The 13,598-nt window shown below is 46.2% G+C and carries 12 protein-coding genes; 1 reads left to right on the top strand and 11 read right to left on the bottom strand.

Features of this window, described 5'->3' with window-relative positions:
* Nucleotides 1-202: 202 nt before the first annotated feature.
* The 10 genes from L7D49_RS08485 to L7D49_RS08440 all read right to left on the bottom strand — a co-directional run bounded on the left by L7D49_RS08485 (nucleotide 203) and on the right by L7D49_RS08440 (nucleotide 12,712).
* Nucleotides 203-946, bottom strand: a complete 744-nt coding sequence (locus L7D49_RS08485; protein WP_238080399.1) for a LytR/AlgR family response regulator transcription factor — start codon at nucleotides 944-946, stop codon at nucleotides 203-205.
* Between the two features lie 6 nt (nucleotides 947-952).
* Nucleotides 953-2,332 (bottom strand): sensor histidine kinase, encoded by a 1,380-nt coding sequence (locus tag L7D49_RS08480; protein WP_238080398.1) that lies wholly within the window; start codon nucleotides 2,330-2,332, stop codon nucleotides 953-955.
* A 249-nt stretch (nucleotides 2,333-2,581) separates the two neighbouring features.
* The gene (locus L7D49_RS08475; protein ID WP_238080397.1) at nucleotides 2,582-3,112 is read right to left on the bottom strand and encodes a hypothetical protein; all 531 of its coding nucleotides are present in this window, start codon (nucleotides 3,110-3,112) and stop codon (nucleotides 2,582-2,584) included.
* 62 nt (nucleotides 3,113-3,174) lie between these two features.
* Nucleotides 3,175-4,920, bottom strand: coding sequence for an ABC transporter ATP-binding protein (locus L7D49_RS08470; RefSeq protein ID WP_238080396.1), 1,746 nt, complete (start codon nucleotides 4,918-4,920; stop codon nucleotides 3,175-3,177).
* 30 nt (nucleotides 4,921-4,950) lie between these two features.
* A complete protein-coding gene (locus tag L7D49_RS08465; RefSeq protein WP_238080395.1) occupies nucleotides 4,951-6,702 on the bottom strand; it encodes an ABC transporter ATP-binding protein in 1,752 nt (583 codons plus the stop codon).
* 33 nt (nucleotides 6,703-6,735) lie between these two features.
* Nucleotides 6,736-7,077, bottom strand: a complete 342-nt coding sequence (locus tag L7D49_RS08460) for a thioredoxin family protein (RefSeq protein ID WP_238080394.1) — start codon at nucleotides 7,075-7,077, stop codon at nucleotides 6,736-6,738.
* Between the two features lie 660 nt (nucleotides 7,078-7,737).
* Nucleotides 7,738-9,093, bottom strand: a complete 1,356-nt coding sequence (locus L7D49_RS08455) for a TldD/PmbA family protein (RefSeq protein WP_238080393.1) — start codon at nucleotides 9,091-9,093, stop codon at nucleotides 7,738-7,740.
* Complete coding sequence (locus L7D49_RS08450; RefSeq protein WP_238080392.1) at nucleotides 9,093-10,484, bottom strand: TldD/PmbA family protein; 1,392 nt, start codon at nucleotides 10,482-10,484, stop codon at nucleotides 9,093-9,095. The genes L7D49_RS08455 and L7D49_RS08450 overlap by 1 nt, the downstream gene beginning before the upstream one ends.
* Nucleotides 10,485-10,555: 71 nt before the next feature.
* Entirely contained in the window at nucleotides 10,556-10,900 is a 345-nt protein-coding gene (locus L7D49_RS08445; RefSeq protein WP_238080391.1) for a thioredoxin family protein, read from the bottom strand.
* A 213-nt stretch (nucleotides 10,901-11,113) separates the two neighbouring features.
* Nucleotides 11,114-12,712 carry a glycerol-3-phosphate dehydrogenase/oxidase gene (locus tag L7D49_RS08440; protein ID WP_238080648.1) on the bottom strand — a complete coding sequence of 533 codons (1,599 nt, stop codon included), beginning with the start codon at nucleotides 12,710-12,712 and terminating at the stop codon, nucleotides 11,114-11,116.
* A 213-nt stretch (nucleotides 12,713-12,925) separates the two neighbouring features.
* Here L7D49_RS08440 and L7D49_RS08435 point away from each other — a divergent pair, with 213 nt between their 5' ends.
* On the top strand, nucleotides 12,926-13,489 hold the full coding sequence (locus L7D49_RS08435; RefSeq protein WP_238080390.1) for a glycerol-3-phosphate responsive antiterminator: 564 nt from the start codon (nucleotides 12,926-12,928) through the stop codon (nucleotides 13,487-13,489).
* Here the strand turns inward: L7D49_RS08435 and L7D49_RS20430 are convergent.
* Nucleotides 13,484-13,594, bottom strand: a complete 111-nt coding sequence (locus L7D49_RS20430; protein WP_418895868.1) for an HAD hydrolase-like protein — start codon at nucleotides 13,592-13,594, stop codon at nucleotides 13,484-13,486. The two genes, L7D49_RS08435 and L7D49_RS20430, sit on opposite strands and share 6 nt — an antisense overlap.
* Between the last annotated feature and the right edge of the window lie 4 nt (nucleotides 13,595-13,598).

Below are 13,598 nucleotides of genomic sequence, written 5' to 3'. Positions count from 1 at the left end.
GTTGGTAGTTCTTACTAGAAAGTATGTAGATACTATCTATTCTTTTCCTACACGTTTCACAGGTTGCCAGCTTTGGAATTTAAGAAACGAAAAAAGACAGCACCTCATTCAATCTCGAATGAAATACCGTCTTTTCTTCTTATTAAATATCTGCATTTGTAGTATCGACTTTCCGCCTGGCATAATACCATATCCCCAAAACTCAATGAATCGTCAACCCATGTGTCTGCTCCTGCAGTTTGTCTTTCAATTCATTGTAGTTTTTCCTGCTTAATGGAACGAGCCCTTGGTAGCCAGTCAAGTGGACCGAGTACGAGCGGGAGAAAGTGTCCGGCGTAATCGATTCAATAGAACGGAGCGGGACGAGGAAGGATTGATGAGTCCGGAAGAATTCAAATGGAATAAGGATTTCCTCTAGCTTCTTCATCGTTTCTCTCGTTTCGTACCGGGCGCCCTCTTTGCTCTCCACATAGATTTTTCGGCCTTTTTTCTCTATCAGCTGAATGTCGCTCACCATGATCATATGGATGCCGCCTGGCACATTCAAGCCGATTTTCGCGTCTCGTGGTAACTGGCTTTCATTTAGGCGTTCTTCCACTTTGCCAAGCGCCTTTTTGAGCCGCACCGGATTCACCGGTTTTGTCAGGAAGTCGACCGGATGCACCTCATAGCCTTCGAGAGCGAATTGAGGATGGCCTGTCACAAAGACAATCATCAGTTTTGGATAAAGACTTTCGACGCGATGGGCAAATTCGATTCCGTCCATCCCGCCCATTTCGATATCAAGAAATAGCAGATCGACCGAATTGTTCTCCAAGAAGACGAGTGCATCCTCTGAACTATTCACTTCGCCAAGAACACTCAGAAAAGGATAGGAGGCGAGATAGTTTTTCAACGCGTCGATGCAGCTCCGGTCATCATCGACGATCAATGTACGCGCATTCATGGCCCTTCACCCCCTTCTTGTTGTTGACCCTTCCGGAATGGAGACATGGAAACTGATGAATCCGTCATCCAATTCTGGATAGACAATTCCTTGATACTTTTCGACAATTTTCTTTACTGCCGGCAATCCGAGACCTTCGTGATGTACTTTTGTGGAGAAGCCGGCTTCAAACAGATCACCTAACTTCTCGCCGGCCAAATCGGTTTCATTGGTGACCGTAATGACGAGCTGATTCGAATCAGTCGTCAGCTCGACGAGGATTGGCTGGTTTTTCTGAGGCAGCCGTTCCACTTCATCCAAAGCATTTTGAATTAGATTTCCGAGAACTTTATTGATTTCATAAACCGAACAAGGGCAGTTCCGCAAATCATTCATGATCATATATTCAATCGAAATCCCCTTACCCGCAGCCCTCTCCTTGAACGTGCTCAACATCGCAGCAGTCGCCGGGTGATGGAGCGGCAGCAGGTCATTGATGACAGTTGCGGACTTTACCATCTCTTTAATATAGTTTTCACATGCGGCATATTCCTTTTTTTGAATCAACCCGTAGATCGCAGTCAAATGAAAATTGAAATCATGTCGCTGTGAACGAATCATACTGAAGAAAGATAATAGCTCCTTCTGGTATTGCCGATCCAAAAACAACTGGACTTTTTCATTTTTAAATAGAATCAGCTGGCGCTGGAACAGAATGATTGCCACCGTCACGGCCAGTGCCCAAAGAGTAAGGAACCAGCGATAGTGTATCCGGATATGCGGAAGCTCCCAAACTGTATAATATAAGCCGACAGCGAGTAGAAACAGGATCAGGATGACCGAGTAGACCCGACCGCTGAATGAGATTTCTGGATCATCGTCATCCAATGATTTCTCAAATAACGTTTTTGGAAATAACACAGGTGACTTTGAGTAGATCAGCATGGCAATGAAAATATTATTAAGCGACACAAAGAGATCGATGGAAACTCTCGTGCCCGTGTCCAATGATATACTTTCCAGCTCAAGTAAAAGATAAAATAGATTGTATTCAATTAAGGAAATGACAGCTAAATTGAAAATGACAGCAAGCATTAAGGCGATTGTCGTTTGCGCTATAGGAACTCTCATCAAAAGATAGAGAACAGGCAACGACAAGATAACAAGAATAGGAATAAGCCAAATAGAAGAAACAAATCCGGCAAACCCAGCATAGGCGATTCCAAAGAACAGACTGATCATTAGTAATCTGCGAAATGATTTCCGCGTCTCCAGTCCAACAAATGAGAAGCCTAGCAACAGCCCAGTGAAAATCTGTATGGTCCATACGAGTGTTTCCATGACGTGGATAAAAAAAGCTGCCGTGCCCATTTCTTCACCTAATCTCAGTCTTTGATTGCTCGTCACAAGCGGTTCTGCAATTCCTTTTAAAATATTCTTTCAATAGTTCTTATTAGGATATTATATCGAATAATAGAGTTGATTTCAATTTCGTAAATTTGGATACTCCTGCCAAATTACCTGTTTCTATAATTCTTTGTAACCAGTCATAATTAGGGGGAATTGACAAAACGCAAACAAGGATGGATTCCTCATTTGCGCTCTGCCTATCCATATTTGCATGAAGCTTATGGACACTCATGCCTGCGAAAAAGCTTACTTCAATTTTTCTTCAAGAAGCTTATAAATATCTGCTTGGTCTGGATGACCTTCAGCTAAGAAGATGTAGTAATTATCGATGACAAGAACTCCTGGATAATCCACTTTTTCACCTTCAAAATCAACTGGTGCTAATCCTGTTTCTTGTGCTTTTTTCAAGCTGTCACTGTCTGCATCAATTTCAAATACTTGCAATGGCAAAAAGTCTTCACCGTTGATATCTGCTTTCATTGCTGCCTTTGTATCAACAAAGAAATCTGTCTCTCCCGCTTCAACTTTTTCCACTTCATAGCCAGCGTCTTTCAAGATAGTTAACACGTTATTGGAGAATTCATCGTCCAACATTTCGCCAGAAGCGGCTGCAGTATCTTCAGAGCCTTCCGCGTCATCTGTTGTTCCTTCAGCTTGCTCTGTATTATCCGTACCGTTTGTACCTTCTGCCTTATCCGCGTCCTTTTTGTCATCTCCACAAGCTGCCAAGGCCATTACTAGCATAGCCATCAAAAGTACCATTAAAAGCTTTTTCATTTTCTTCTCCCCCTAAGGATGTAATTTATTTTGAATACTGGAACTCCAGTAACTCAAACCAATTAATTGAATACCAATCTCTCTTCTTTTGAAGATTGAATATCTACGAGAATCTTGTATAGCTTATTGGAGCGCATCAATTCATCATGGGTACCCGTGCCGGAAACCTCACCCGCATCGATCACGATGATTTGGTCCGCTTCTTTGATCAACGACATATCATGTGTGATCATGACAGTCGTTCTGCCTTGCATCAACGTTTTTAATGACTTCTCAATTTTATCTTCCGATTGAGCATCCAAGCTGGATGTCGCTTCATCGAGCAACAATATCGATGTGTCCTGAATGAAGGCGCGGGCGATGGCGATCCGCTGACGCTGTCCGCCTGAAAGCCGTGAACCGAATTCCCCGACTTCCGTCTCAAATCCTTCCGGGAACTCCTCAATGAATTCCAAAGCATCTGCCAGTTCGGCAGCACGTCTTAATTCTTCAACGCTGACTTCCCTTTCCAGGCCATAGGTGATATTATCCCGAATTGTGCCTGATAGCAATGGGCTCGTCTGCGAAACTGATGCAACGGACCGTCTCCACTCATCCACATGAACTTTCTCAGCTTCAGTATCGCCAATCAGAAGGCGTCCCGCATTTGGTTCATAAAAACGTTCTAGCAATTTGAAGATCGTTGATTTCCCGCAACCGCTCGGTCCTACAATGGCCGTTACTTTGCCGGCAGGTATACTGATATTGAGCCGCGACAAAATGTTTCGTTCGTCATAGCCAAAAGAGACGTTCTCCAATTTCAAATCCTGTTCTGCAACTTTTGCAGGCATCGATTGTTCCCGTTGCAGTCTTTCACTTTCGGAATCCAAAATAGAAGAGATTTTTTCAGAAGCCCCTTTCGCCTGCTTCAACGTTTGCCAGAACAAGCCATATTGCAAGACGTTACTATGAATGAACTGGACATATAAATAGAAGGAAAGAACCTGGCTGACCTTTAATTCCCCTTGGGAAATCAGGTAGGCACCATACAATAGCGTTGTTCCGACGATAATCGCCCGGACACTTTGCATTAATGGCTCTGCGTAAAGGTCAACGATAATCCGTTTCTTCTCCGCCTTATACTGATCAAGCAAAATCTGTTTTCCAAGACCAATTTCCTCATGTTCCTTGTTAAATGACTTCACCATACGAATTCGCGGAAGCCGTTCCGCAAAGAAAGCAGTAACCCCCGAATATTGCGCCTGAACGCCCATTTGTGTTTTCTGCGTTCGATGTCCCACGAAAGCCGAGACAATCAGAATATATGGAATGACCGGCAGGAGAGCAAACGTCAATTTCGGATTCATGTTATACATAATCACATAGGAACCAACGAGAGAATACGTTGAATTCAAAACCGTTTTAATGCCAGACACCACGCTATCAATGTAAAGCGGGTCATCCGTCACACGGCTGATCAATTTCTGAGATGGTTGCTTTGAATAGTCACGCATTTTCATATGCATAATTTTTGACCAGACCGTTTTCTGGACATTTCTCATCGCAATCGGTGGTGTAAGTGAGAAAAACAATGCAGAAATCGCTATTAATATTTGGGAAAGAATGCCCAATAAAATGTAGTTTCGAACGATCTCGTTATTAAAGATATCGCCTTCAAAAATTCCGCCAATATATTTCGGCATAATTAAACCGACTGTTGTAGACGCCGCGGTTGCAATGATACCTAAGATATACAAATGCCACGGCAGCTTGGATTTGAAAATCAGCCCAAAAAACTCTTTCCAACCCCGTTGTCTAGTTTCCTCCATATTTATCCCCCCTAACCTAGATTGCAAGCATCAGCTTGCAGACGAACCTGTATGGAGTTGAACTAAATGACGATACAACTCATTCGTTTTCAAGAGTTCTTCATGCGTGCCGCAACCGTCTACCGTACCACCGCTCAACACGATAATTTGATCGGCATCTTGTACATTCGATAAGTCGTGGGAAATCATGATAGTCGTTCTTCCTCGCATCAATTCTTCCATCGCTTCCTGAATCGCCTTTTCGGACTGGCTATCCAAACTGGCTGTCGCTTCATCCAGAAGCAGTATGTCTGAATTTCTCAGGATGGCCCGTGCAATGGCAATCCGTTGACGCTGTCCGCCCGAAAGATTGGAACCCGCTTCTCCGACATACGTATCAAAGCCATCCTTGAATCCTTTAATAAAATCCAATGCATTCGCTTTCCTTGCAGCTTCGGCAAGCTCAAATTCTGTGACATCCCAGTTGACGCCGTATAAGATATTCTCCCGGATCGTTCCCGAGAGCATCGGGCTGTCTTGCGCGACACCGGCAAATAAATTTCGCCAGTCTTTCAGATGGATATCTGAAATCGACGTATCGCCTACAAGGATTTCACCAGCATTCGGTTCATAGAATCGTTGCAGCAAGGAGAAGATGGTAGATTTCCCGCTTCCGCTTGGTCCGACAAGAGCTGTGACCTTTCCAACCGGAATCGTTAGATCAACATGGCCGAGCACAGGCTTATCGCCATAACTGAAGGCAACATCTTTGAACACAATATCGTTTTTCAGATTTTCAATCCCAACTTTTCCTTCATTCACTTCCAAGTCGCCATCCATTAACGCGGCAATCCGGTCTGTGGCTCCTTGGCTCTTCTTAATTTCCACGTACATCATCAAATAGGACCCGAGCATGCCCCACAACATTCCGATATACATGAAGAATGCGAGCCACTGATTTAATGTGATGACGCCTGTTTTTACAAGATAGCCTCCGTAGAGAATGACCAGAACATCAGACGTAATGCTCAGAATTCCATTTATCGGGTTTTCCACCCACATGATGATGTATCTACGCAAATTTGCCTTGTAATAATACTGTAAGTTCTTATGACCGCGTTCATCCTCTTTCTTTTCCGTCACAAATGTCTTGATGAGCGGGACACTCATAAGCAGTTCGGATAAAAATTGGGTCAGTGTGGATAAACGGTTATACGTCTCTTTAAACGCCCGGTAATTCCATTTCCCGTAATACAAGTTGAAAACAAAATAGATCGGGATATACACAACGACCGAAAGCGCCAGCCGCCAGTCGTATGAGAATACGACCGCCACGACACCGACAGTTCCATAAATGGTTGCTGCCATAGATGGCAAGTATGACCCTAGTACCGTACTGATCTTCGAAGCATCTGTCGTAATCCGAGTGATCATTGTAGTCGGCTTCATACTATCAAAGAAGCGCAACGGCGATTTAATGACTCTTTCCCAAATCAGCGACCGGTAACTGACGTCGATTTTCGCAACGAGAAGCTTATTATAAAAGCGGACAATCCCCGACATGAGGACATCGGCCACAATCAATATGACGGTTCCCCAAATGGTATACTTCGTCAATACACCCGTCATTACTTTCGTCGAGAAGTTCGGAAACGCCAACGTGACCGTAGCTGATAAGATATAGAGGGCCATAACAAATATAATCCAACCCCAAGGTAATTTTGCTTTGAACATTAATCGGAAATACGATTTCCAGATTCCCTTTTCAGCCTGTTTTCTCAACTTTTTTTCATTTGTTGCCATGCGTTACCCTCCCTCTTTCTCCATTCAATGGGCTTATAAAGCGGCTTCGACGAAAGCTAAAAGCTCTTCACGATTCATTGCGCCCAAGTTCGATTGTGCCACTTCCCCGCCTTTGAAGAGAAGGAGAGTCGGAAAACCCATGACCTCATACTTTTCAACGATTTCATTCGAATTATGTAATACATCATCCATCGTTACATAGAACTTCGTAAATTTGATTTGATCGCCGTGATCTTCAGCAAGCTCTTCCAGAATCGGCGCAATAAATTCACACGGCCCGCAACCATCCGCATAAAAATCCACCAACACCGGACGGTCACACGCTAACACTTCGTTTTCAAAATTCTCTTTGGTTACATTCATAACACTAGCCATCGCCAGTTCCCCCTCTACGAAGTGCAGTATATCTCTATTTCTTTACACTTCTTTAACTTTTCAGAAATCTGTGTTTGTAGATGTAAATAATTTATCCGTTTAATAGCTTGGTTTCAATAGGTTTTGACGAAAACGTCCGTTTTCATGTCAATTTGGGGAAATCCCCTCATTGCAAACGCTTACAAGCTATCTAGAAAGAAAGGACGGGCAAGTCGAGCACCCGACCCTCTCTATGATTCCTTCTGCTCCCGGACCGTTTGTGTGTTTCGCTAGTTTACTTGCGTAGGGTAGATATTGGTTGTTGCGGGCAAATAAAAACTGGATGCCCGTAGACGCAACCATGCATACATCGGGCGTACCCGAGCATAACAAATCCACAACCTCGCAACCGGGCATACCCGCGCATAACAGATCCGCAACCGCGCATACACCAGGCATACCCGCGCATAACGGACACGCAACCGAGCATACACCAGGCGGACCCGAGCATAACCGACCCACACCCGCGCATAAACCACACAACTCAACCACACTTCGATCCATCGCTTCGCTCAGCTCCACTCGACAACTCCACTCACTACCTGCTCGACTGAACTCACTCTAGCTCAACTATTCTCATGCAGGACCTATCCCGGCAACCGTGACAGGTCCGCTTACTTTTTATTCAATCGTCTGATTTCCTGAGACTTGCAGCCCGTTCACTTTCAGGGACGGAAGCGAGATGGCGCTGCGGAAACGGAGATCGTTTCCGATGACGCTGACATCATTCAGGAGCTCAAAGACGTTGCCGGCTACTGTAAACTGATCGAGGGTGCGGGTGATTTTCCCGTTTTCGATTAAAAAGCCAATCGCTGCAAGGGAGAAATCTCCTGCTGTATAGTTGATACCTGCATTGGTGCCTTGCAGTTCAACAATCAAAATGGCCTTGTCTGAATCCACAATCATGTCGTCCAAAGAAGACGTGCCCGGCTCCAAGTACAAATTGTACGGACCAACGCCCACAGTCGAACGGAATCCGCCTTTCACCGCATTGCCCGTCGACTCGACGCCGTCTTTCTTCGCTGTCTTCCGGTTGTGCATGAAAGAGATCAGCTTTCCGTTGCGAATTAAATCCTTTTTCCTTGTAGCAAAGCCTTCCGAGTCAAAAGGTGCATACGTGATCGTGTCCTTCATGAGCGGATCATCCACGAACGAAATGTTTTCGCCCACGATCTGTTCGTTCAGCTTCCCTTTCAATTTGGTGTAGCCTTGCTGCACAGATTCGGCAGATAACTGTCCGAGTAAGGAGCCGATCAATTCCGTCGCTGTATCGTAACGGAAGATAATCGGATAGGTACCTGACGCAATGGAGCTGGCATGCAGTTTGGACACTGCCTCCTGCACTGCTTTTTCAGCGATTTTCCTGTTATCTAAATCCGCGAAGGACTTGATTGTGAAATCAGATTCACCGCCGGTTGCTGTCGATTCGCCGTCTTGCGCAGTCAAATACAGGCCGAGTGATGTGTATGCCGATTTAGAATGACAATGCAGGCCCTTTGTGTTGGCAATTAACGTTTCGTTCACACCTTGGGATGCATAGGAATATTGGACAAACGCCACACGCTCATCTGTTTCATATGCAATTCTTTCAATTTCCATTGCCGCTTGGATCATCTTTTCAGGGTCCAGCTGTTCAATCTCTTCGGAAAACGGTCTTGGCTCCGCATACTCCGGCGATCCTTCGAACAAATCTTCGCCGTCATCGACTTCAATGACTTCAGCGTTGTTCAGCGCTTCCTCCAGCAATAAAGGAATGGAATCCGCTGCAATCCGCTCCGCGTAGGAATAACCCATCTTCCCCTGGAACAATCCACGGAAGGAGACGCCGCCCTCTTCCATGATCGTATAGTCATCGATTTCTTGATGGTAAACAGCGATGGATACCGCTTTGCTGGAAGAGTAAAAGAGTTCCATTTCCTCAAATCCAGCCTTTTCGCCAGCCGCAAACAATTCTATTTGAAAGTCTTGGATGTTCATCAGCTATTCCCTCCTCTGCCGCCAATGGTGAGCTCGGAAACACGAATCATCGGTTGGCCGACCGTGACCGGAACCGTGCCGCTCGATGCCCCGCACATACCGACGCCGAGACCAAGATTGTTCCCGACCATGTCGATTTTCTTCAGCGTATCGATGCCTTTTCCGATGATCGCTGCACCCTTGATTGGCTCGGCGATCTTCCCATCGCGGATCATATAGCCTTCACTCACCGAGAAATTGTAATCGCTCGTCGTCGGATTGACGGAACCGCCGTCCATATACTTGGCGAAAATGCCAAGCTCCGTATTGGCGATAATTTCTTCCGGTGTCGACTGGCCTGCTGCGATGAACGTATTGTTCATCCGGGATGTCGGTGCATATTTGTAAGACTCCCGGCGCCCTGAACCCGTCGGATCCATGTTCATCTTCCGGCTGCCTAATTTATCAATCAAATAACCTTTTAAAATTCCATTTTCAATCAATAAATTCCGCTGCGTCGCCATGCCTTCGTCATCGATATTGAGTGAACCCCAGGCATTCGGAATTGTGCCGTCATCATAAGCCGTGACAAGAGGCGATGCCACATATTCACCAAGCTTATCGGCAAAAATAGAAGCTTTCCGGGCAACCGCATGTGATTCCAATCCATGGCCACAAGCTTCGTGGAAGATGACTCCTCCGAATTCATTGTCGATCACAACAGGGAAATTGCCGGATGGCGCATGATCCGCAAAAAGGATCGTTTTCGCGCTGCGTGCCGCTTCTTTCGCAATCCCTTCAATATCAAGCTGCTCCATATATTCCAACCCGCCAAAAGAACCCGGTCCGAAATCAGCGGATTCTCGATCGTTCCCGGATTCCGCAATGACGCTGATCCCCATGCGGTTATACGCCCGGCGGTCCTCGACGAACAAGCCTTCTGAGTTGACGATGCAAATATCTTTCAACGTATCAATGAACGTCGCAGTCGTCTGAGCAATCACTGGATCAAAGGACATCGCCGACAAATGCGCGCGTCTGAGCCATTCCACTTTTTGCTTCTTCGAAACGGAATTCGGTAAAATGCGGATATGGTGTTTATTTTCAATAATTTTCTTCTGGAAATTCAACGTTACATCGATTGGGTTGCTGCGGATCGCTTGCGCTGCCGATCTGGCGACTTGCAATAAATTCTCCTCGCTGTCATCACTCGTAAAGGCGTACACGGAGTACTCCCCTTTAAGAATCCGGATGCCTACCCCATAATCGCGTCCTGCAAGTGCACGTTCGACGACTCCGCCAATCATGCTGATTGTCGAATTCCTCTTATCTTCAATAAATAACTCCGCAAAATCTCCGCCTGTTTCAAGCGCCGCTTGAATTACATTTTCTGCAACAGACTTCTGTATCATGTCCCCACCCCTACTTTTCTCTATTTGCTGACGCCCGGCTGAACACGTTATTCAGCCGGACGAGCACTTCTTTATTTCAAAACAGTTTCAAGAAACTCTTGTAATTCACTACGGCTCAAACTTCCCAAATGGGACGAAACCACTTCTCCATGCCGGAAAAGCAATAATGTCGGAAATCCAATGATTTCATATCGGTTCACCAGCTCGTTGGATTTCGTCAGAACTTCGTCAATATCCACAAGTAACTTGGTAATTTTTATCTGTCCTTCGTACTCGCTGCAAAACTCCTCCAGCATCGGAGCGATGAATTCGCATGGACCACAGCCGTCTGCATAAAAGTCGACCAATACCGGCATTTCGCTATTGATCACTTCCCTAGCAAACATTTCTTCCGTAATCGCTACAACCGCGGTCATTTCCTATCCTCCTTGCCGACTCGGGGAACATAAATTCCCTGTTCGGAATCACTAACAATGCTTTGACTTTACCGACTCGCGAATTTGTTTTCAATATCCTTTGACAATACGGGCTTTTTTTGTGTTGATTGGGTCAGTTTCCACCAGGGATCTCAAATAAAAAACAACCGGATCCCCAATGTTATGGAAATCCGGTTGCTATGGATCTTGTATTTATTCATTTACCGCTTCATTCAATCGTTCATCGAGCGCCCGGGCATACTGCATCGTTTCACCCGGCGTCCATTCCATGCGTTCCGCCATATAATCGATGACATCCTGCTTCCACTTCCGCACCCACTCGATATCAAAGAATACGGCACCCGTCCGTCGCATGAAGAAGTCGACAGGGGTCAACGCCATCTCGTATTCCATTGCATATTGCAAAACGAGTTGAATAGATAAAGGCAACGGAGAGTCCGGGTTCACTTGATCCGCTAAACTAGCGATCACCTGCGTGTTCGTCCCATACATGGCAGCTATGCTTGTCGCATCTTCAATCGACATGCCGAGCGTTGCAAGCTTTCTCGATTCTGCTGCAATGAACGGATCATACTCCCGCGGATCATGGAAATCCCCGCCGGACAACCGAAGTTCCTTTGTCACGGATTTCTTGCACGAAACACCTTCCGACTCCAACTGTTCACATAACAGATCCGTCACCGTTTCCGCCATTTTCCGGTAGCCTGTCAGCTTGCCGCCTGCAATCGTGATCAGTCCGGTTTCGGATGTCCAGATTTCATCTTTCCGTGAAATCTCAGACGGTCCTTTCCCTTCCTGGCGAATCAACGGCCTGACGCCAGCCCATGTCGATTCCACGTCTCCTCTTGAGACCTGGACATCCGGGAACATGAAGTGGATGGACTCGAGCAAGTAATCAATATCCTCTTCCGTAGCATGCGGATGTTGCAGATCGCTCGTGTATTCGGTGTCCGTTGTTCCGATATACGCTTTGCCGTTCCGCGGAATGGCAAAGACCATCCTTCCGTCCGGTGTATCAAAGTAAACGGCTTGGCGCAGCGGGAACTTCCGGCTATCGATGACGATATGGACTCCCTTGGAATGAAACAAGCTCTTCCCTTCTATTTTCCGGTCCATTCCGATGACACTTTCCACCCAAGGACCCGTTGCGTTGACAATTCGGGTACCTTGGATGCGGTGGCGGGTGCCCGTTAACGTATCCACGAAATACAAGCCGCTCACCTGACCCTGGCCATTGTAAATAAACGATTCGGCTTTCGCATAATTAAGAAGATCTGCCCCGAGCTCCGCCGCTTTCTTCGCCACTTCAATGGTCAGACGGGCATCATCTGTCCGATATTCCACGTAATATCCGCTGCCGAGCAGTCCTTTCTCATTCAACAATGGCTCCCGGCTTAATGTCTGCTTCCGATCAAGCATTTTTCGGCGTTCCTTCTTCTTAACGCCCGCGAGAAAGTCATAGACCTTTAACCCGACCGAAGTGGAGTACTTACCGAAAGTCCCTTTCTTATAAATCGGCAGCAACATCCATTCCGGATGCGTCACATGCGGCGCGTTGCGGTAGACAACTTCCCGCTCCTTGCCGACTTCCGCCACCATGCCGACTTCGAACTGCTTCAAATAACGCAAGCCCCCGTGGACCAATTTCGTCGACCGGCTTGACGTTCCCGCAGCAAAATCCTGCATCTCAATCAAAGCCGTTTTAAGTCCCCTGGAGACACAGTCAAGGGCAATGCCGACACCCGTAATCCCGCCTCCGACGATGACCACGTCGTAGTGTCGATTATCCATTGCAGCTAAGCTAGCTTTCCGATCCTCATATGAAAAAGTTTTCAAATCTAACACGCTCCTTCATAGAAAATGGCCATCACAAGAGCCCTGCAAAAAATGCGGGGATTGCAATGGCCTTCTCTTTACTCTTTGACCTAATATTCTATTCTATATTTTCATACTTTCCCTGTGATAGTATAGGATTAGGCTATCTACAAGAAAGGGTGAAACAACTTGCGTCTAGTCGATATGGTCGAGTCCCAAATGATCGCATCTGTCAAAAGTGAAGAGGATTTGCAAGCGGCGCTAACGTCCAACTCTAACATCGTATTCCTTTTGACGGGAAACCTGATGACGATCGCTGAATACATAAAACAATTACGGGCAGCTAATAAGCATGTCTTTCTCCATCTCGACTTTATTGACGGGCTTTCCAACTCCAAAAATGCACTCAGCTATGTGAAGGAGTATTGGAACCCTACCGGCATCATCACAACGAAAAGCCATATTGTAAAAATGGCGAATGAAGTCGGATTGCAGACGATCCAGCGTATCTTCCTGCTGGATTGGGGTGCCATTAATAAAGGAATTGAAATGGTCAAATCTTGCAAGCCGGATGCTGTTGAAATCCTGCCGGGCATCATGCCGAAAATCATCGATCAGCTATGCAGCGAACTGGATTTCCCCATTATCGCAGGCGGGCTCATCACTGATATTTCAGAGGTTCATGCCGCACTGGAAGCGGGTGCACTAGCGGTTTCTTCCGGCAATCCCGCCATGTGGAATTTCGATTTATAAAGAGGCGATATCCCGCACGCTTTCCAGCACATACGAAGGACGGTCCGTTGCGGCTTCCAGCATAGCGGAAGTCGTAATGCCAGTCATCACCAAAACAGAATGGATGCCG

This window comes from Sporosarcina cyprini (assembly GCF_022048975.1).
Classification (GTDB): domain Bacteria; phylum Bacillota; class Bacilli; order Bacillales_A; family Planococcaceae; genus Sporosarcina; species Sporosarcina cyprini.
This window is presented reverse-complemented; position numbering and strand designations above follow the sequence as displayed.